The following is a 20,176-nucleotide window of genomic DNA, read 5'->3' on the forward strand; positions in this document are numbered from 1 at the left end:
TCGGAAGCCAAATTGCGCAATTCGCGTCGAATTCGGGCGTGCCCGCAGCCGATCACGTCGAATTGCGTGCGGGACGCAGCGGATTCGGCAGACGGCTGGCGTGCGCGGCGCAAACGCGCCATATGCGGGTGCCGGAGCGACCGATGCGTCCGTGCGCTGCATCCGTTATGCGACGACAGGCGCGAACCCCATTTGCGCACGCCCCAGCACCGTCAGATCGCCCTCGCCGCCGCGTCCGTCGAAATCGACCTCGAAATGATCGGCCGGGAAATCGGGTGGGCTCTCGCCGCGCAGGAACGCGAGCCGCTGGCGCTGGAGGTACGCATCGTTCTTCGCGCAACCAGGCGCGGCCGCGATGTACATCACGTTGCTGTCGCCGCTGCCGCGATGCGCGTCCTCGACCGCATGCACGACGTCGCCGTGCCAGAACACCGCATCGCCCGGCTCCATGTGCGGGATCGGCACCAGCGCGTCGAGCAGCAGCGCATGCCATTCGGGCAGGATCGACAGCGCGCGCCCCGGACGCGCGCCGCACAGGTCGTCGTCGGCGACGTCGTCCTGCAGCGCACGCAGCACGACATACGCCATCGCGTTCGCGACCGGGATCAGCTGCAGCGTGCCGTCGCCGGGCCCTTGCGGCGTCAGCGCGGTCCAACCCTGAAACGTGCGGAACATCGAGCACACCGCCGGCGACGGAATCTCCTCGACGTCGGGGCGGAACGCGGCGTCGAACGGATCGTAATCGCGCCAGTGGCCGGCCAGCACGTGGCGGTAGACCTGCCGGAAATTCGCGCCGAGCCAGCGTTCGACCGAGCCGCCGTCGACGTGCGGCGACAGCCCGAGCGACGTCGAGCCCGGTGGCCGGCGGCGGATCCGGTCCGCGTATGCCGGCACCTGGTCGGGATCGAAATGCGTGCGCGCGCCGTCCGCATGACGCCACAGGCGGTTCAGGAACACGCGTGCCCGCGTGAGGGCCGGCGACTGGCGCGCGGCCACCTGCGGCTTCGACCAGTAGACGCCGTAGATCTGCGGCTTGCCCGACGCGAGGTTGCCGAAGTAACGGTCCTCGGCACGCGCATGCAGCCGCTCCGCGAAGCGGTTGGCGTCCAGATAGGCGCCGATCTCGTCGTTCCAGTCGCGTGCTTGCTGCGCGTCGAACACGCCGCGGATCACCGCCGCGCCATGCGTACGAATCGCGGCGATCGCCTGCGGATCGACGGTATCGTTCGCGATATCCGCGAATCGCAGCACCGGAATCACGTCGCGGCCTTGCGCATGCGCGCGGCGGATCGCGTCGACCTGCCGCGCGACATCGCCCTCCAGCTCGCGGAACGTGGCCGCGTAACCGGGCAGATCGGCGCGCAGCGCCCGTTTCGCCGTGCGGATCGCGGCCGGCAGATCGTCAATCGTCAGGTGCATCGTCGTCTCCTCGCTGAATCGTGTGTCGTGTCGAGCATTCAGCGTACGGCCGGCGCGGTGCCGTTATCGACACTATCCGGTCAACTATCGATACAATCCCGACAACCACTCGCTACTCGGGGCGATGGCAGACCACGCACAGCTTGTTGCCGTCCGGGTCGCGGAAATACGCGCCGTAGTAGTCGGCGTGATAGTGCGGCCGCAGCCCCGGCGGCCCGTCGCAGGTGCCGCCCTGCTGCAGCGCGAGCGCATGACAGCGGTCGACCCGCGCGCGCGTCGGCACGTCGAACGCGATCGTATGGCCGTTGCCCGGTTCGGGCGCGTGGCCGTCGAGGGGCCGGCCGAAGAAGAACAGCGGCCGGTCGGCGTCGGCCGGCATCCAGCCCGACCAGCCGTCCGGCTCGCTGAACTTCAGACGCAGCCCGAGTTCCGCGAACAGCGGCGCGTAGAAGTCGTACGCGCGCGCGGTATCGCTGACGCCTACGCAAACATGTGAAAACATGGCATCGCTCCGTTGTGACGACCGATCACGATCATGCCACGGCGCGCTGCCCCGCTCGACCGGAGGTCGCGATGAAGCCGCAATACGAGCACGTGACGTTCGCCCCAGGCTGTTCGATTCGCGTGTACCACCGGCAGCTCGCGCACATTCCGTTCGAATGGCATCGACATCCCGAATACGAACTGACGCTGACGCTGAACAGCCGAGGCAGGCGCTTCATCGGCGATCATGTTGCCCGTTACGGGGACGATGACCTGGTGCTCGTCCCGCCCAACCTGCCGCACACGTGGTCGTCGAATGCGCGCATCGATCGCGATGCGCCGGAAGTCGCGCTCGTCGTCTGGTTCGACGGCGACTGGGCACGTCGCATCGCGGACTGCTGCCCCGAGTACGCGCCGCTGCGCTCGCTGCTGCGTCGCGCGGCGCCCGGTCTCGCGTTCGACGCCGAGACGGCCCGCGCGATGCGCGCACGCTTGCCGCAGTTGCTCGACTCATCGCCGCGCGTCCGCCTCGCGGCCGCACTCGACACGCTCGCCGACCTCGCTGAAGCCGGCGGCGAACCGCTCGCCACCGCGCAGGCTTACGGCCAGCCCGACGCCGCCGCGTCATCGGCCGACTCGGCCGCGCCCGAAGCCGAACGCCTCGACCGCGTGCTCGACGCGATCGACCGGGGCTTTCACGAGCCGCTGCGCATCGACGCGCTCGCCGCCGTCGCGCACATGTCCGAACGCACGCTTCAGCGGCTGTTCATGCGGCACCTCGGCGAAAGCGTCGGCCGCTACGTGCAGCGGCTACGGCTCGCGCATGCGTGCCGCCACCTCGTCGGGACCGACTGGCCGATCGCGACGGTCGCCGCGCGCTGCGGCATTCCGAACGCCGCGAACTTCAACCGCCAGTTCCTCGCCGCGCGCGGGATGACACCCGGCGCATATCGGCAGTTCTTCGCGCGCCACGGCCACGCTCCCGACACCGGCACGCCGCCACCGCTCGACACGCGGCCGCCGTCGCTGGAACGCCATGCCGTTCGGCCGCGCAAATGAAAACACCCCGGCGGGATGACCCACCGGGGTGTCGGGGCGTTGCAATTGCCGGACGCGAGCGGCCTTGCGGCCGTTCGCGCCGCGCACGACTTAACGTGCGTTGAGCGGCTTCGCTTCGCGCGGCGTGTCGCCGATGAACAGCTGACGCGGACGGCCGATCTTCTGCTCCGGATCCGCGATCATTTCGTTCCACTGTGCGATCCAGCCGACCGTACGTGCCATCGCGAAGATACACGTGAACATCGAGGTCGGGATGCCCAGCGCGCGCTGAACGATACCCGAGTAGAAGTCGACGTTCGGGTACAGCTTGCGCGACACGAAGTATTCGTCTTCCAGCGCGATCTTCTCGAGCTGCATCGCGAGCTTGAACAGCGGGTCGTCGTGCAGGCCGAGTTCGTTCAGCACTTCGTAGCACGTTTCGCGCATCAGCTTCGCACGCGGGTCGTAGTTCTTGTACACGCGGTGACCGAAGCCCATCAGCTTCACGCCCGAATTCTTGTCCTTCACCTGCTTGATGAATTCGGGGATATTGTCCGGCGAACCGATCTGCTCGAGCATGTTCAGCGCGGCTTCGTTCGCACCACCGTGCGCCGGGCCCCACAGACATGCGATACCGGCTGCGATACACGCGAACGGGTTCGCGCCTGACGAGCCGGCCAGGCGGACCGTCGACGTCGATGCGTTCTGCTCGTGATCGGCGTGCAGGATCAGGATACGGTCGAGTGCGCGGACGAGCACGTCGTTGACCTTGTACTCTTCGCACGGGTTCGAGAACATCATGTGCATGAAGTTCGCGCTGTACGACAGTTCGTTCTTCGGATAAACGAATGGCTGGCCGATGCTGAACTTGTACGCCATCGCGACGAGCGTCGGCAGCTTCGCGATCATGCGGATCGCCGACACTTCGCGGTGACGCGGATCGTTGATGTCGAGCGAGTCGTGATAGAACGCCGACAGCGCGCCGACGGCAGCCACCAGCACTGCCATCGGGTGCGCGTCGCGGCGGAAGCCACGGAAGAAGAAGTGCATCTGCTCGTGCACCATCGTGTGCTTCGTGACGGTGTCGACGAATTCCTTCTTCTGTGCTGCGTTCGGCAGTTCACCCTTCAGCAGCAGGTAGCAGCTTTCGAGGAAGTCCGCGTTTTGCGCGAGATTGTCGATCGGGTAGCCGCGGTACAGCAGTTCGCCCTTGTCGCCGTCGATGTACGTGATCGCCGAATTACAAGCTGCCGTCGACATGAAGCCCGGGTCGTAAGTGAACTTGCCGGTTTGGCCGTACAGCTTGCGGATGTCGATCACGTCCGGGCCCATCGTCCCCTTGTAGATCGGCATTTCGACGCTCGGCGAATTGTCGCTGAACGATAGCGTGGCTTTAACATCAGACGGAGTCATGGCACATCCTCAATCGAAATAAAGAAACGGGATTCGATAACGGGCGTAACGCGTTACACGTTGCGCAGCATCTCCAACAGCCGGTGAACGTCCGGGCTGTCTAGGTCGCCCTCTGGTTCCTTGCGCGCGAGGAGCAAGTCCATCAGGTCGTTGTCGCTCAGATCGAGCAGGCGCGACAACGCGCCTACGTCTGCATCGGTGAGGTCATGCTCGTATCTGCTGAAGAAACGCTCGAATACGATGTCGTTTTCCAGCAGACCCCGCCGCGCGCGCCAGCGGAGGCGCGCGCGACGGTGCGGGTCGGATTGATGCGAATCGTCGCTCATCACAAACTTTAAACCGCGCGACGAACCATCAGTTCCTTGATCTTGCCGATCGCCTTCGTCGGGTTCAGGCCCTTCGGGCAAACGTCGACGCAGTTCATGATCGTGTGGCAACGGAACAGACGGTACGGGTCTTCCAGGTTGTCGAGACGCTCGCCGGTGGCGGTGTCGCGGCTATCGGCGATGAAGCGGTAAGCCTGCAGCAGGCCGGCCGGGCCGACGAACTTGTCCGGGTTCCACCAGAAGCTCGGGCATGACGTCGAGCAGCTCGCGCACAGAATGCACTCGTACACGCCGTCGAGCTCGTCGCGTTCTTCCGGCGACTGGAGACGTTCCTTCTCCGGCGGCGGCGCGTCGTTGATCAGGTACGGCTTGATCGAGTGATACTGGTTGAAGAAGTGCGTCATGTCGACGATCAGGTCGCGCACGACGGGCAGGCCCGGCAGCGGGCGCAGCACGATCTTCTGCGGCAGGTCGTTCAGGTTCGTCAGGCACGCCAGACCGTTCTTGCCGTTGATGTTCATCGCGTCGGAACCGCACACGCCTTCACGGCACGAGCGGCGGAACGACAGCGTCTCGTCCACGGCCTTCAGCTTGACCAGTGCGTCGAGCAGCATGCGCTCATGCTGGATCTCGAGCTCGTACGTCTGCATGCGCGGCGCCGCGTCCTTGTCCGGATCGTAGCGGTAGACTTCAAAAATGCGTTTTGCCATTTCGGATTCCTTTGACTCGGCTTAGAACGTGCGCGGCTTCGGCGGCACGGAGTCGACCGTCAGCGGCTTCATTTGAACCGGCTTGTAGTCGAGGCGATCGCCTTCGCTGTACCACAGCGTGTGGCGCAGCCAGTTGTCGTCGTCGCGATGTTCGTAATCGCTGTGTGCGTGCGCGCCACGGCTTTCCTTGCGCGCTTCCGCCGACACCATCGTCGCGCGGGCGACTTCGATCAGGTTCTCCAGCTCGAGCGCTTCGACGCGCGCGGTGTTGAACACCTTCGACTTGTCCTTCAGGTGGATGTTTTCCACGCGTGCCTTCAGGCCGGCCATCTGGTCGACGCCTTCCTTCAGCAGTGCCGACGTGCGGAACACGCCTGCGTGCTTCTGCATCGTCGCGCGGATGTCGTTGGCGACGTCCTGCGTGTACTCGCCCGAGCTCGACTTGTCGAGCTTGTTCAGACGCGCCAGCGAGAATTCGCCTGCATCGGCCGGCAGCGGCTTGTGTTCCTTCTGGTTCTTCACGTGCTCGACGATGTGGTTGCCGGCCGCACGGCCGAACACCACGAGGTCCAGCAGCGAGTTCGTGCCGAGGCGGTTCGCGCCGTGCACGGACACGCACGAGCACTCGCCCACTGCGTAGAAGCCGTTGACCGGATCCTTGTGGCCGCGCGACGTGCCGACGACCTGACCATGGATGTTGGTCGGGATGCCGCCCATCTGGTAGTGGATCGTCGGGACGACCGGGATCGGCTCCTTGATCGCATCGACGTTCGCGAACTTCAGCGCGATTTCGCGGATCGACGGCAGACGCTTCATGATCGTCTCGGCGCCGATGTGCGACAGGTCGAGCAGCACGTGGTCCTTGTTCGGACCGACGCCGCGGCCTTCCTTGATTTCCTGGTCCATCGAACGCGACACGAAGTCACGCGGCGCCAGATCCTTCAGCGTCGGTGCATAGCGTTCCATGAAGCGCTCGCCGTTCGCGTTGCGCAGGATGCCGCCTTCGCCGCGCACGCCTTCGGTGATCAGCACGCCCGCGCCGGCCACGCCGGTCGGGTGGAACTGCCAGAACTCCATGTCCTGCAGCGCGATACCCGAGCGAGCGGCCATGCCGAGGCCGTCGCCGGTGTTGATGAACGCGTTGGTCGACGCCGCGAAGATCCGGCCTGCGCCGCCCGTCGCGAACAGCGTCGTCTTGCCTTCCATGATGTAGACGTCGCCCGTCTCCATCTCGAGGGCAGTCACGCCGAGCACGTCGCCGTCCGCGTCGCGGATCAGGTCGAGCGCCATCCATTCGACGAAGAATTGCGTCTTCGCTTCGACGTTCTGCTGGTACAGCGTGTGCAGCAGCGCGTGACCGGTACGGTCGGCGGCCGCGCAAGCGCGCTGGACCGGCTTCTCGCCGTAGTTCGCGGTGTGGCCGCCGAACGGGCGCTGGTAGATCGTGCCGTCCGCGTTACGGTCGAACGGCATGCCGAAGTGTTCCAGTTCGTACACGACGTTCGGTGCTTCGCGGCACATGAACTCGATCGCGTCCTGGTCGCCGAGCCAGTCGGAACCCTTGATCGTGTCGTAGAAGTGGAAGTGCCAGTTGTCTTCGCTCATGTTGCCGAGCGACGCGCCGATGCCGCCCTGTGCGGCCACCGTGTGCGAACGGGTCGGGAACACCTTCGACAGCACGCCGACCGACAGGCCCGCGCGCGACAGTTGCAGCGCTGCGCGCAAGCCCGAGCCGCCCGCGCCGACGATCACCACGTCGAACTTGCGGCGCGGCAGGGAAGTTTTGATTGCAGCCATTCTTTACACTCTCCAGAGAATCTGCGCGGCGTAGCCCGCACATGCGAGCAGCCAGACGATGGTCAGCGATTGCAGCAGCAGGCGCACACCGACGGGCTTCACGTAGTCCATCCAGATGTCGCGCACGCCGACCCATGCGTGGTAGAAGAGGGAAAGCAGCGTCACGAAGGTCGCGAGCTTCATCCATTGCGCGGAGAAGATCGATGCCCAGCCTTCGTACGAGAAGTCATGCGCGCCGAAGAACAGGACGAGCAGAATGACCGTGTAGACCGCCATGATCGTGGCGGTGACGCGCTGCGCGAGCCAGTCGCGCAGGCCGTAGTGAGCGCCGACGACGAGGCGCTTCGAGCCGATTCGGTTATTGGCTGCCATTTTCTTAGAATGCTCCGAACAGTTTGAGTGCCATGGCGATCGTCAGGGCGATCGAGACGACAAAGACGACGACGGCCGTCCGCTTGCCGCCTTCCTTCGAGACGGCGTCGTGATTGACGTCCATCAGCAGGTGGCGAATGCCGGCGCAGAAATGGTGGAGGAACGCCCAGGACAGCGCGAGGACGATCAGCTTGACGACGATGTTGGAGAGGAAAGCCTTGAAGACTTCGAAGCTGAGCTCGGAGGTGAGACTCTGATCGAAGAGGAACAGCAGGAACGGCAGGAACAGGAACAGCAGCGCGCCGCTGACTCGATGGAGGATCGACAATATCGCCGCCAAGGGCATGCGATATTTCATCGTGATATCGCCGAATCCGATGTTCCGGTATTCCGGCCTCGGCTTTCTTACTGCGTCAGTCATGCTAGACCCCTACTATGTTGTCACACTAATCCGCGATTTTAGCGCCTTTTTATATCGCGCTGCAGCGAAAGTCTGCTCTGGATCATTACGCGAACGGGAATAAAGGCGGCCCGAAACGTGCTACGCGAACATGGGGAGTGCGCGCGCACGCTGCTTGTGCCGATACGTCGTCAGCTCAAGTCATTCTGATAGTAATACCCGGTTGTGACATACCAGCCGCGTCGCACTTCCACCGGCCGGTCTCCGTATGTATAGGACACACGCTCCACCGACAGCAAAGGAAAACCCGCCGGCACATGCAGCAGGTCGGCCACCGCCGGCTCCGCCGCCACCGCCCGGATCTTCTCCGTCGCGCGGATCATCCGCGTGCCGAACTCCGTCTCGAACATTGCGTAGAGCGGCCCCTTGTACTCGCTCAGCCGCTCGAACGTGAGCCCGCGGAACATCGCGCCCGGCAGCCAGATCTCGTCCAGCACCGTCACTTCGTTCTCGAACTCCAGCAGGCGGCGCACCTGCACGACCGGGTCGGCCGGCTTCAGGTCGAGCTGCCGCGCGATCTCTGCCGGCGCGCGCAGGCGCCGGCATTCGAGCAGGCGGCTCACGTGCGGATGCTCGGCACCGTCGTCGGCCAGCAAACGCAGAAAGCGAAACTGCGCGCGATCTTCGTTGTGCGTTGCAACAAAAGTGCCCTTGCCCTGCCGCCGGACCACCAGGTTTTCGGCGGCCAGTTCGTCGATCGCCTTGCGAACGGTGCCCTGGCTGACCTTGTAACGGGCCGCGAGCTCCACTTCGCTCGGAATGATCTCGCCCGGCTTCCACTCGCCGGATTCCAGGCTTTGCGTGATCAACGACTTGATCTGCTGGTATAACGGACTGAAGGTCGGCGACGGCGACGCGGCAGGCGCCGGCACGGAATCGGCCGCGCCCGGCTGCCCTGGGCCGCCTGCGCCGGTCGGATTCGCGTTGTTCGCCTGGTTCGATGTCATGGCGCGCATTTCATCACAAACCGCGCTTTTCCGTCCACTCAAATTCCGCAAAACATCTGTCTTATATAAGACATATGATACCGTTTGACTTTGGGCCCGCCGGCTCCTACACTCCGGGGCGAGCAAGGGTTCGCGGGTGCAAAACGCGTCCCCGGCTACGTGCCACGGCCGTCTCCAGGTTCACCGCGTCTGCCTTTCGCGAGTCCTCCGCCCTGCTTCAATGCAACGCTACGCGTAACGCGCATAGAATGGCGTTTTGCCTAGCGTCCACCGCTTCACCCGTCCTGGAGATTTTCAATGGCTAAGCCCGCAAAGCGCGTTGCCGTCACCGGCGCCGCAGGTCAAATCGCTTATTCCCTGCTGTTCCGCATCGCGAACGGCGACCTGCTCGGCAAGGACCAGCCGGTCATCCTGCAACTGCTCGACCTCCCGCAAGCCCAAGCCGCCGTCAAAGGCGTCGTGATGGAACTCGATGATTGCGCGTTCCCGCTGCTCGCGGGCGTCGTGATCACCGACGATCCCAAGGTCGCATTCAAGGATGCTGACGTCGCGCTGCTGGTCGGTGCACGTCCGCGCTCGAAGGGCATGGAGCGCAAGGACCTGCTGTCGGCGAACGCCGAGATCTTCACGGTCCAGGGCGCCGCGCTGAACGAAGTCGCGAGCCGCGACGTGAAGGTGCTGGTCGTCGGCAACCCGGCGAACACCAACGCGTACATCGCGATGAAGTCGGCACCGGATCTGCCGAAGAAGAACTTCACGGCAATGCTGCGCCTCGACCACAACCGCGCGCTGTCGCAGCTCGCGGCGAAGTCGGGCAAGCCGGTCGCATCGATCGAGAAGCTCGCCGTGTGGGGCAACCACTCGCCGACGATGTACCCCGACTTCCGCTTCGCGACCGTCGAAGGCGAGTCGCTCCTGAATCTGATCAACGACGACGTGTGGAACCGCGACACGTTCATCCCGACCGTCGGCAAGCGCGGCGCGGCGATCATCGAAGCGCGCGGCCTGTCGTCGGCAGCGTCGGCGGCGAACGCGGCGATCGACCACGTGCGTGACTGGGTCCTCGGCACGAACGGCAAGTGGGTCACGATGGGCATCCCGTCGGACGGCTCGTACGGCATCCCCGAAGACATCATCTACGGCGTGCCCGTCACGTGCGAAAACGGCGAGTACAAGCGCGTCGAAGGCCTCGAAATCGACGCATTCTCGCGCGAGAAGATGGACGGCACGCTGGCCGAACTGCTCGAAGAGCGCGACGGCGTCGCTCACCTGCTGAAGAACTAAGCAGACTGCACGGCCGGGCCGCCTCCGGGCGGTCCGGTCACGGCACGGGCGGCGGGCCGACTGTCGGCCCCGCCGCCCGATCCGATCCGGGCACGTTTTGCCGCTCCAGGCGCCCCGCGCGCCGGCCCAGAACGCGCCCGAATCCGATTTCCTCCACGTTGCCCGCCTCCTTGACGTAGAAGAGATGTCCGCGCTCACTCCTGCACAAGTGCTGTACGACGGGGCGTCCCCGCCCACGATCCTGCCCTGCTGCGATCACTACGCGGGCAGCGAGAAGCTGATGCGCAAGTCGCTCGCGCTCCAGGCCGAACTCGGCCCCGTGTTCGACATCACGCTCGACTGCGAGGACGGCGCGGCCGTCGGCCAGGAAGCCGCCCACGCGCAGCTCGTCGCCGAATGCCTCGGCAGCGCCGAAAACCGCTTCGGGCGTGTCGGCGTCCGCATCCACGACTTTTCCCATCCCCACTGGCGCGACGACGTGCGCATCGTGCTGCGCGCCGCGCGCGCGCCGGTCTACGTCACGCTGCCGAAGATCGCGAGCGCCGCGGACGCGGCCGAGATGGTCGCGTTCATCGAAGGCACGCGCCGCGAGCTCGGCCTCGCGCAGCCGATCCCGGTCGACGTGCTGGTCGAGACGCACGGCGCGCTCGCGCAGGCGGCCGCCCTCGCCGCGCTGCCGCTGGTCGGCACGCTCAGCTTCGGGTTGATGGACTTCGTGTCCGCACATCACGGCGCGATTCCCGATGCGGCGATGCGCTCGCCCGGCCAGTTCGACCACCCGCTCGTGCGCCGCGCGAAGCTGGAAATCGCCGCCGCCTGCCACGCGCACGGCAAGACGCCGTCGCATAACGTGACGACGGAGGTGCGCGACATGGCCGTCGTCGCCGGCGACGCGCGACGCGCGCGCGACGAGTTCGCGTTCACGCGGATGTGGAGCATCCATCCCGCACAGATCCGCCCGATCGTCGACGCATTCGCGCCGCGCACCGATGAAGTCGCGCTGGCCGCCGAGATCCTGCTGGCCGCGCAGGCCGCCGACTGGGGCCCGACGCGCCACGGCGATACACTGCACGACCGCGCGAGCTACCGCTATTACTGGTCGGTGCTGCGCCGCGCACGGGCGACCGGCCAGCCGGTGCCGGCCGAGGCCGCGCCGCTGTTCGGGCCGGCCGCCGGAGACGCGCGGTGAGCGCGCGCCGACACACGCATTTCATCGAATCACCGGAGCGTGAACCCGAGACAGGTTTGCGAAACGACAAAAAACGTAACGGAGCCCGAAAACCTGAAATATGCGCGGCCAAATAGGTGAAAATAGCGGCCGCTGCGCGCTTCCGGGGCGCGTGCAGTTTCAAACCGGCCGACGGTGTCTGCCGCCGGCCCTTGTCAACTGATTATCGAAAGGTTCTGACTCCATGAAGAAACTCCTGATCGCTACCGCCATCGGCGCGTTGTCCGCCACGATGCTGGTCTCGGCTCCGAGCGCGTTCGCCCAGGATACGGCGACGACCGCGAAGAAGACGGCCAAGCGCCCGGCGCCGGCCAAGCGCATCGTTCCGCGCAGCAAGAAGGCGCAGGCGCGTGCCGCGGCCAAGGTCGATCCGGTACCGGACGGCGCAGCCAAGTGGGCGTGCAAGGACGGCTTGTCGTTCGACCTCGCCGGCGACATGAAGCGTGACCAGGTCGTCACGGTTCACTGGGCGAAGAAGAACTACAAGCTGCCGCGTCAGGCCACGACGACGGGCGCCGACACGTTCTACGATCCGGCCGCGGGCTTCAAGCTGGTCGTGATCCCGAGCAAGGCGATGCTGTTCAGCGACGCCAACGGCGGCGAGCGTCTCGCCGACGAATGCGTGACGCCGGAAATGGCGCAAGGCACGCCGGCTCCGACGCAATCGAACGAACTGAAGCCGGCAACGAACTAAGCGCCCGCGTTTTCGCGCTCCCAGGCCCCTCGATGTCCGCCTCGGTCTCCAACGTCCGCCCCGCTCCGGATACGGTACTCGTCGATATCGTCGACTACGTGCTGAACACCGGAATCGACAGCGCGCTCGCGCTGGAGACGGCGCGTCATTGCCTGATCGACACGCTCGGATGCGGACTCGAGGCGCTGTCCTACCCTGCCTGCACCAAGCTGCTCGGCCCCGTCGTGCCCGGCACGATCGTGCCGAACGGCGCGAAGGTGCCCGGCACGTCCTTCCAGCTCGATCCCGTCCAGGCCGCTTTCGACATCGGCGCGATGATCCGCTGGCTGGACTTCAACGACACCTGGCTCGCCGCCGAATGGGGTCATCCGTCCGACAATCTCGGCGGAATCCTGGCGACGGCCGACTGGCTGTCCCGCACGGCCGTCGCGGCCGGCAGGAAGCCGCTTGCCATGCGCGACGTGCTCGTCGCGATGATCCAGGCCCACGAGATCCAGGGCTGCCTCGCACTCGAGAATTCGTTCAATGCGGTCGGGCTCGACCACGTGCTGCTCGTCAAGGTCGCGTCGACGGCCGTCGTCGGCCGCCTGCTCGGCCTCACGCGCGACGAGCTGATCAACGCGGTATCCAATGCCTTCGTCGACGGCCAGGCGCTGCGCACGTACCGCCACGCGCCGAACACCGGTTCGCGCAAGTCGTGGGCGGCCGGCGACGCGACATCCCGCGCGGTGCGCCTCGCGCTGATCGCGAAAACGGGTGAAATGGGCTACCCGTCGGCGCTCACCGCGAAAACCTGGGGCTTCTACGACGTGCTGTTCGACGGGCAGCCGTTCCGCTTCCAGCGCCCGTACGGCACGTACGTGATGGAGAACGTGCTGTTCAAGATCGCGTTCCCCGCCGAATTCCACGCGCAGACGGCCGCCGAGGCCGCGCTGCAGCTGCACGCGCAGCTCGCCGCGGCGGGCCGCACGACCGACGAGATCAGCCGGATCACGATCCGCACGCACGCGGCCGCGATCCGCATCATCGACAAGCAGGGTCCGCTCGCCAATCCGGCCGACCGCGACCACTGCATCCAGTACATGGTCGCCGTGCCGCTGCTGTTCGGCCGGCTGACCGCAGCCGATTACGAAGATGCGGTCGCCGCCGATCCGCGCATCGACGCGCTGCGTGCGAAAACCGTGTGCGTCGAGGATTCGCAGTTCACGAAGGATTACCATGACCCGGCCAAACGATCGATCGCGAATGCGCTGACGATCGAATTCGCGGACGGGTCGAAGCTTGCCGAAGTAGCGGTCGAATACCCGATCGGCCATCTGCGACGCCGTGCGGACGGCATCCCGCTCCTGGTCGAGAAGTTCAGGACCAACCTCGCCCGTCGCTTCCCGGCAAAGCAGCAACAAGCGATTCTCGACGTGTCGCTGGACCAGGCAAAGCTCGAAGCGATGCCGGTCGATGAGTACGTCGACTTGTATGTGATATAGCCGTACAGGACTCTTTGTTTCCTAGCCTTAAACCCAGGAAAATCACCATGGCCCACAATCTCCACAAGACCCTCAAGGAATTCGACAGCGGTTCCGGCAAAGGCAAGTTCTACTCGCTGCCGCAGCTCGGCAAGGAACTGAAGACGAAGATCGAACGCCTCCCGGTGTCGATCCGTATCGTGCTCGAGTCCGTGCTGCGCAACTACGACGGCAAGAAGATCACCGAAGAACACATCGAGCAGCTCGCGAACTGGAAGCCGACCGCGAAGCGCGTCGACGAGATTCCGTTCGTGGTGTCGCGCGTCGTGTTGCAGGACTTCACGGGCGTGCCGCTGCTCGCCGACATCGCGGCCATGCGCGGTGTGGCAGAGCGTTCGGGCAAGAACCCGAAGAAGATCGAGCCGCTGGTCCCGGTCGATCTCGTCGTCGACCACTCGGTCCAGATCGACTACTTCCGCCAGAAGGACGCGCTCGACCTGAACATGAAGCTGGAATTCCAGCGCAACAACGAGCGCTACCAGTTCATGAAGTGGGGCATGCAGGCGTTCGACACGTTCAAGGTCGTGCCGCCGGGCGTCGGCATCGTCCACCAGGTGAACCTCGAGTATCTCGCGCGCGGCGTCCACAAGAAGGCGGACGGCGGCGACACCGTGTACTACCCGGACACGCTCGTCGGCACGGACAGCCACACGACGATGATCAACGGCATCGGCGTGGTCGGCTGGGGCGTGGGCGGCATCGAGGCGGAAGCCGGCATGCTCGGCCAGCCGGTGTACTTCCTGACGCCGGACGTCGTCGGCGTCGAGCTGAAGGGCAAGCTGCGCGAAGGCGTGACGGCCACCGACCTGGTGCTGACGATCACCGAAATGCTGCGCAAGGAGAAGGTCGTCGGCAAGTTCGTCGAGTTCTTCGGCGAAGGCACGAAGTCGCTGTCGCTGCCGGACCGCGCGACGATCGGCAACATGGCGCCGGAATACGGCGCGACGATGGGCTTCTTCCCGGTCGACGAAAAGACGATCGACTACTTCGAAGGCACGGGCCGCACGAAGGCGGAAATCGCCGCGTTCGAAAACTACTTCAAGGCCCAGAAGCTGTTCGGCATTCCGAAGGCCGGCGACATCGACTACACGAAGACGGTGACGCTCGACCTGGCAACGGTCGCCCCGTCGCTCGCCGGCCCGAAGCGCCCGCAGGACCGCATCGAGATCGGCAACGTCAAGTCGACGTTCACCGACCTGTTCTCGAAGCCGGTTGCGGAAAACGGCTTCGCGAAGAAGGCGGACGACCTGAACGCGCAATACACGACGAGCAACGGCGTGAACGTGAAGAACGGCGACGTGCTGATCGCCGCGATCACGTCGTGCACGAACACGTCGAACCCGAGCGTGCTGCTGGCCGCCGGCCTGCTCGCGAAGAAGGCCGTCGAAGCCGGCCTGACCGTCGCGCCGCACATCAAGACGTCGCTCGCGCCGGGATCGCGCATCGTCACCGAATACCTGACGAAGACGGGCCTGCTGCCCTACCTCGCGAAGCTCGGCTTCGAAGTCGCCGCCTACGGCTGCACGACCTGTATCGGCAACGCGGGCGACCTGACGCCGGAACTGAACGAAGCGATCACGAAAAACGACATCGTCGCGGCTGCGGTGCTGTCGGGCAACCGCAACTTCGAAGCGCGCATCCACCCGAACATCCGCGCGAACTTCCTCGCGTCGCCGCCGCTGGTCGTCGCTTACGCGATCGCCGGCAACATCACGCGCGACCTGATGACCGAGCCGGTCGGCAAGGGCAAGGACGGCTACGACATCTACCTCGGCGACATCTGGCCGACCAGCGATGAAATCCACGCGCTGCTCAAGTTCGCGCTCGACCCGAAGAAGTTCGAGGACAACTACTCGAAGCTGACCAAGAAGGGCGACCTCTGGAGCAAGATCGAGGGCGAAACGGGCCAGGTCTACGACTGGCCGAAGTCGACCTACATCGCCGAGCCGCCGTTCTTCGGCGACGACTTCTCGATGGAGCCGGCCGCGTCGATCCCGACGGTCAAGGGCGCGCGCGCACTGGGCATCTTCGGTGACTCGGTCACGACCGACCACATCAGCCCGGCAGGCTCGATCAGGGAAGACTCGCCGGCCGGCAAGTGGCTGAAGGAGAACGGCGTGCAGAAGGCCGACTTCAACAGCTACGGCTCGCGCCGCGGCAACCACGACGTGATGATGCGCGGCACGTTCGCGAACGTGCGGATCAAGAACCTGATGATCCCGGCGAAGGCGGACGGCACGCGCGTCGAAGGCGGCCTGACGATCCACCAGCCGAGCGGCGAACAGCAGTCGATCTACGACGCGGCCATGCAGTACGTCGCGGCCGACACGCCGACCGTCGTGTTCGCAGGCGAAGAGTACGGCACGGGCTCGTCGCGCGACTGGGCCGCGAAGGGCACGCAACTGCTGGGCGTGAAGGCCGTGATCGCACGCAGCTTCGAGCGGATCCACCGCTCGAACCTGGTCGGCATGGGCGTGCTGCCGCTGCAGTTCAAGGGCTCGGACAGCATCCAGTCGCTCGGCATCACCGGCGAGGAGACCTACGACATCGAAGGCCTCGGCGACGACTTCAAGCCGCAGCAGGACGTCACGCTCGTGATCCACCGCAAGAACGGCGAAGCGACCCGCGTGCCGGTGCTGCTGCGCATCGATACGCCGATCGAAGTCGACTACTACAAGCACGGCGGTATCCTGCCGTTCGTGCTGCGCTCGCTGCTCGCGGCGTAAGCGCCCTGCTTTTGCAGGTGCCGCAGCCGCCTCGCGGCGGTTGCGGCCGATTTGGATGCCCGACTTCGTGTCGGGCTTTTTTTATGCGCGCGCGGCAGGAGCGCAATGTCGCCGGTACGTCATGCGGTCTTGTCGGCGCGTGCCTTGGCCCCCGCCCGCACGTTCTTCTTCAGGTGCGCGCGGTTGTAGTCGATCGCCGCGCGAACGAGGCGCTTCAGCGCTCGCTCGTCGAGCGTGTCGCCTTCGAGGAAATCGATCGCGCGCCGTGCATTGCCGTCGAGGCCGGCATTGAACAGCCCATCAGGATCGGGCAGGTGCGCGCCGTGCATGAACGTGAGCTTCACCTTGCCCTTGTGCGCGTTCGCAACTGCGATCATCCCGTCGCACGACCACACCGGGCTGCCCATCCATTTCCATTCCTCGACGATGCCCTCCTCGGCGGCGAGAATCGTCTCGCGCAGCTCGGCGAACGTCTTGCCTCGCCAGTCGGCAATTCCCGCGATCAGCGCGTCGATGCGTGCCGACGGCTCCAGATCGGAGGCGCTCATGCCCCGGCCTCCGGTTCTCCATCGGGACGCGCCAGCACCTGTTCGAGCGACTCGAAGAATTGCACCCACCCGTGCTGCGCCCCGCGATACGCCTGTTCCTGATCCGCGCGGAAACCGGCCTGCTCCATGCGCAGCAGCGTGCCGCCCGGCGTCGGCGTGAGCGTCCACGTGACGACACTTTCCAGGCCATACGCGGCCCATGTATAGGACAGCACGCGCTGCGGCTCGATCGTCAGCACCGTGCAGTCGACCGAACCCCAGTCCGCGCGGAAGTTGAACACGCGGCCCGCGACGGGCTCGAAGTCGCTCTGCATCAACCACGCCTCGATCAGGTGCGGTTGCGTGAGCGCACGCCAGATCTTCTCCGGCGGATGCGACAGTTCCCGTTCGACGACGACGGTACGCGTTTCGGTAGTGGCCTGGTTCATTGATCCATCCTTTTGAGCAGATCTTCGAGAGCGTCGAACCGGTTCTGCCAGAAGCCGGCCATCTGGCTGGTCCAGTCGATCAACGGCGTCAGCGCCTGCGGCTGCGCGCTGTAGTGCGTCTGCCGGCCTTCGTGACGATCGCTCACGAGCCCGGCCTGCTTCAGTACGCCCAGATGCTTCGATACCGCCGGCTGCGACACGCCTGCATGGGCCGTGAGCGCGGCGACCGTCAACTCGCCCTCCTCGCACAGCCGCTCGAAAAGCGCGCGACGCGTCGGGTCGGCAAGTGTTCTGAAAAGCAGGTCGTGAGCGTCGTGCATGTTCGAATCAATAACCCGATGGTTATGGATTGAAGCATAGCCGGCGAACGATACGCGTCAAGGAGGAATTTCGCGCGTCACGTCGTTCGATCCCGCAGCGTGCTCGTTCGCCGGCGCGGGCCGAGCGGCAGCGAACCGGTTTGCAATGGGCATCCGGCGCGTGCCGACTCGACGCCGTCGCCCGCATTCGAGCATTTCCTCTAATCCGCTCACCCGACCTGCGAACCGAAAGCACGCTGCAAGACTCGGCAACGCGCCGTTCCACAGTTCGGGAAACGCGCGCGATCGACCGGCCCCGTTTTTGTGCATCCGCCCATCTCGACGTCGTCGCGTTGGCGTCATGGCGTCGCTTGACCACATAGTGCAACGCGCGGCGCACCCACGGCTGATCGCACGCGATGCGCTCTCGCGGCAACTCGCTCCGCAATCGCGCGCATTCCGATACCGCAACGAACGAGTCATGCGTGCAAACGCCGTCTACCGCAGCGCGATCGCGTCGCGAACCGGTTCCCTTCGCCGGCGCCGATGCCGCGTGCGCCGACGCCGCCGCGCATGCGCGCGAATACGCCGATGTCAGAACTGACAGCTATGGAAACTGGCAGCTACCTGAACGGCACCGACGCCCTACGCTCGTCACCGCTCGCGGCCCCACAAGGGCTGGGGGCTCCAGCAACGTCGTCTCTCCTAAAAAGGACTCCCGATGAAAAGGAACGCCTGGTTTGCCCTTCCCCTTCCGTCGCCCCGCCGCCTCGCGTGCGCGTGGCCGCTCGTGCTTGCCGCCGGCGCGGCGCATGCGACGACGGACTGGGTCGACACCCACACGAAGGCCTTTCTGACCGGCCCGCAACTGATGGCGCGCAGCGCAGCGCCGTCGCTCGAACTCGCGGCCGGCGAGACGACCGACGTCGTCGTCAGCCTGAAGCTGCGCAACGCCGCGCAGCTCAAGCAGCTCGCGCACGACGTGAACCGGCCCGGCAACGCGCATTACCGCCAGTACCTGACGCACGAGCAGTTCCTCGCCAGCTACGCACCGACCGACGCGCAGGTGAAGTCGGTCGTCGACTATCTGCGCAAAAGCGGCTTCGTGAACATCGAAGTGGCGCCGAACCGGCTGCTGGTGTCCGCGCGCGGCACGGCCGGCACGGTGAAGACCGCGTTCAACACGTCGCTCGTGCATTTCCAGTACGCGGGCCGCTCGGGCTTCGCGAACGCGTCGACCGCGCAGGTGCCGCGCGCGCTCGGCGACGTCGTCGGCTCGGTGCTCGGGTTGCAGAGCGTCGCGCGCGCACGGCCGATGCTGCGCATCGGCAACGTCGCGAAGCCGCAGGCACTCGCGGCCGGCACGGCCACTGGCCACTATCCGAAGGAATTCCCGGGCCTCTACAACGCGACCGGCGTGCCGACCGCGGCCGGCGTGACCGTGGGCATCATCACGATCGGCGGCGTGTCGCAAACGCTGCAGGACCTGAAGCAGTTCACGTCGAGCAACGGTTACGGCGCGGTCACGACCCAGACCGTCAAGACCAACGGCACCGGCACGAGCGGCAGCTACAGCGACGACCAGGACGGCCAGGGCGAATGGGATCTCGACAGCCAGTCGATCGTCGGCTCGGCCGGCGGCCAGGTCGGCAAGCTGGTGTTCTACATGGCCGACCTGAACGCCGCCGGCAACACGGGGCTCACGCAGGCATTCAACCGCGCGGTGTCGGACAACACCGCGAAAGTGATCAACGTGTCGCTCGGCTGGTGCGAAACCGACGCGAATGCGGACGGCACGATCGACGCCGAGGAACAGATCTTCACGACGGCCGCCGCGCAGGGCCAGACGTTCTCGGTATCGTCGGGCGACGAAGGCGTCTACGAGTGCAACAACCGCGGCTATCCGGACGGCGCGAACTACACGGTGTCGTGGCCGGCCGCGTCGCCGCACGTGCTCGCGATCGGCGGCACGACGCTGTACACCACGTCGGCGGGCGCATTCTCGAACGAAACGGTGTGGAACGAAGGCCTAGACGGCAACGGCAAGCTATGGGCCACGGGCGGCGGCGTCAGCACGGTCCTGCCGGCACCGGCATGGCAGTCGGGCAGCAATCGTCAGTTGCCCGACGTGTCGTTCGACGCCGCGCAAAGCACGGGCGCGTACATCTACAACTACGGCCAGTTGCAGCAGATCGGCGGCACGAGCCTCGCCGCGCCGATCTTCACCGGTTTCTGGGCGCGTCTGCTCGCGGCAAACGGCACGGGTCTCGGCTTCCCGGCCGGCAAGTTCTATGCGGACGTTCCGTCGAACCCGTCGCTCGTGCGCTATGACGTCGTGTCGGGGAACAACGGCTATCAGGGGTACGGCTACAACGCAGGCAGCGGCTGGGATCTGACGACCGGCTTCGGCAGCCTGAACATCGCGAACCTCAACAAGCTGATCCAGACGGGCGGCTTCTGAGCGTGATGCGAAGGCCGGCG

General features: G+C 65.6%; 19 protein-coding genes. 7 read left to right on the forward strand and 12 right to left on the reverse strand.

Going from position 1 to position 20,176, the window contains the following annotated elements:
• Positions 1–165 precede the first annotated feature (165 nt).
• Together ACV22W_RS02830 and ACV22W_RS02835 are read right to left on the reverse strand one after the other, a co-directional pair.
• Positions 166–1,419 (reverse strand): DUF1479 domain-containing protein, encoded by a 1,254-nt coding sequence (locus ACV22W_RS02830; protein ID WP_448017626.1) that lies wholly within the window; start codon positions 1,417–1,419, stop codon positions 166–168.
• A 112-nt stretch (positions 1,420–1,531) separates the two neighbouring features.
• Positions 1,532–1,921, reverse strand: coding sequence for a VOC family protein (locus ACV22W_RS02835; RefSeq protein ID WP_448017627.1), 390 nt, complete (start codon positions 1,919–1,921; stop codon positions 1,532–1,534).
• Between the two features lie 71 nt (positions 1,922–1,992).
• On the opposite strand from ACV22W_RS02835, the gene ACV22W_RS02840 reads away from it, so the two are divergent.
• A complete protein-coding gene (locus tag ACV22W_RS02840) occupies positions 1,993–2,961 on the forward strand; it encodes a helix-turn-helix domain-containing protein (protein ID WP_448017628.1) in 969 nt (322 codons plus the stop codon).
• A 90-nt stretch (positions 2,962–3,051) separates the two neighbouring features.
• On the opposite strand, the gene gltA is transcribed toward ACV22W_RS02840, so the two are convergent.
• The 7 genes from gltA to ACV22W_RS02875 all read right to left on the reverse strand — a co-directional run bounded on the left by gltA (position 3,052) and on the right by ACV22W_RS02875 (position 8,974).
• On the reverse strand, positions 3,052–4,353 hold the full coding sequence (gene gltA / locus ACV22W_RS02845; protein WP_050011289.1) for a citrate synthase: 1,302 nt from the start codon (positions 4,351–4,353) through the stop codon (positions 3,052–3,054).
• A gap of 53 nt (positions 4,354–4,406) precedes the next feature.
• Positions 4,407–4,679 carry an FAD assembly factor SdhE gene (locus ACV22W_RS02850; RefSeq protein WP_059450790.1) on the reverse strand — a complete coding sequence of 91 codons (273 nt, stop codon included), beginning with the start codon at positions 4,677–4,679 and terminating at the stop codon, positions 4,407–4,409.
• An 8-nt stretch (positions 4,680–4,687) separates the two neighbouring features.
• Positions 4,688–5,389, reverse strand: a complete 702-nt coding sequence (locus ACV22W_RS02855; RefSeq protein ID WP_011658352.1) for a succinate dehydrogenase iron-sulfur subunit — start codon at positions 5,387–5,389, stop codon at positions 4,688–4,690.
• A gap of 21 nt (positions 5,390–5,410) precedes the next feature.
• Positions 5,411–7,186, reverse strand: coding sequence for a succinate dehydrogenase flavoprotein subunit (gene sdhA, locus ACV22W_RS02860; protein ID WP_044843800.1), 1,776 nt, complete (start codon positions 7,184–7,186; stop codon positions 5,411–5,413).
• Between the two features lie 3 nt (positions 7,187–7,189).
• A complete protein-coding gene (gene sdhD / locus ACV22W_RS02865; RefSeq protein ID WP_006399546.1) occupies positions 7,190–7,558 on the reverse strand; it encodes a succinate dehydrogenase, hydrophobic membrane anchor protein in 369 nt (122 codons plus the stop codon).
• A 4-nt stretch (positions 7,559–7,562) separates the two neighbouring features.
• Positions 7,563–7,979 carry a succinate dehydrogenase, cytochrome b556 subunit gene (gene sdhC, locus ACV22W_RS02870; RefSeq protein WP_059601793.1) on the reverse strand — a complete coding sequence of 139 codons (417 nt, stop codon included), beginning with the start codon at positions 7,977–7,979 and terminating at the stop codon, positions 7,563–7,565.
• Between the two features lie 170 nt (positions 7,980–8,149).
• The gene (locus ACV22W_RS02875) at positions 8,150–8,974 is read right to left on the reverse strand and encodes a GntR family transcriptional regulator (protein ID WP_082721900.1); all 825 of its coding nucleotides are present in this window, start codon (positions 8,972–8,974) and stop codon (positions 8,150–8,152) included.
• A 288-nt stretch (positions 8,975–9,262) separates the two neighbouring features.
• Here ACV22W_RS02875 and ACV22W_RS02880 point away from each other — a divergent pair, with 288 nt between their 5' ends.
• From ACV22W_RS02880 to acnA, 5 genes are all read left to right on the forward strand, one after another.
• Positions 9,263–10,249, forward strand: coding sequence for a malate dehydrogenase (locus ACV22W_RS02880; RefSeq protein ID WP_448017629.1), 987 nt, complete (start codon positions 9,263–9,265; stop codon positions 10,247–10,249).
• A gap of 184 nt (positions 10,250–10,433) precedes the next feature.
• Entirely contained in the window at positions 10,434–11,438 is a 1,005-nt protein-coding gene (locus ACV22W_RS02885; protein WP_448017630.1) for an HpcH/HpaI aldolase/citrate lyase family protein, read from the forward strand.
• A gap of 223 nt (positions 11,439–11,661) precedes the next feature.
• Complete coding sequence (locus ACV22W_RS02890) at positions 11,662–12,171, forward strand: hypothetical protein (RefSeq protein WP_059524708.1); 510 nt, start codon at positions 11,662–11,664, stop codon at positions 12,169–12,171.
• A 32-nt stretch (positions 12,172–12,203) separates the two neighbouring features.
• Complete coding sequence (locus tag ACV22W_RS02895) at positions 12,204–13,655, forward strand: bifunctional 2-methylcitrate dehydratase/aconitate hydratase (RefSeq protein WP_448017631.1); 1,452 nt, start codon at positions 12,204–12,206, stop codon at positions 13,653–13,655.
• 47 nt (positions 13,656–13,702) lie between these two features.
• Positions 13,703–16,420 (forward strand): aconitate hydratase AcnA, encoded by a 2,718-nt coding sequence (acnA, locus tag ACV22W_RS02900; protein ID WP_448017632.1) that lies wholly within the window; start codon positions 13,703–13,705, stop codon positions 16,418–16,420.
• A gap of 119 nt (positions 16,421–16,539) precedes the next feature.
• Here the strand turns inward: acnA and ACV22W_RS02905 are convergent, their stop codons facing one another.
• From ACV22W_RS02905 to ACV22W_RS02915, 3 genes are read right to left on the reverse strand one after another with little or no spacing between them, the layout of a single operon-like run.
• Positions 16,540–16,968: a DUF1801 domain-containing protein gene (locus ACV22W_RS02905; RefSeq protein ID WP_448017633.1), complete on the reverse strand. Its 429-nt coding sequence runs from the start codon at positions 16,966–16,968 to the stop codon at positions 16,540–16,542.
• Positions 16,965–17,396 (reverse strand): SRPBCC family protein, encoded by a 432-nt coding sequence (locus tag ACV22W_RS02910; protein WP_448017634.1) that lies wholly within the window; start codon positions 17,394–17,396, stop codon positions 16,965–16,967. The genes ACV22W_RS02905 and ACV22W_RS02910 overlap by 4 nt, the downstream gene beginning before the upstream one ends.
• Positions 17,393–17,716 carry an ArsR/SmtB family transcription factor gene (locus tag ACV22W_RS02915; protein ID WP_059524698.1) on the reverse strand — a complete coding sequence of 108 codons (324 nt, stop codon included), beginning with the start codon at positions 17,714–17,716 and terminating at the stop codon, positions 17,393–17,395. The genes ACV22W_RS02910 and ACV22W_RS02915 overlap by 4 nt, the downstream gene beginning before the upstream one ends.
• 700 nt (positions 17,717–18,416) lie before the next feature.
• Here ACV22W_RS02915 and ACV22W_RS02920 point away from each other — a divergent pair.
• Positions 18,417–20,156, forward strand: a complete 1,740-nt coding sequence (locus ACV22W_RS02920) for a S53 family peptidase (protein WP_448017635.1) — start codon at positions 18,417–18,419, stop codon at positions 20,154–20,156.
• Positions 20,157–20,176 lie beyond the last annotated feature (20 nt).

The sequence above is a fragment of the Burkholderia sp. AW49-1 genome (assembly GCF_053427845.1).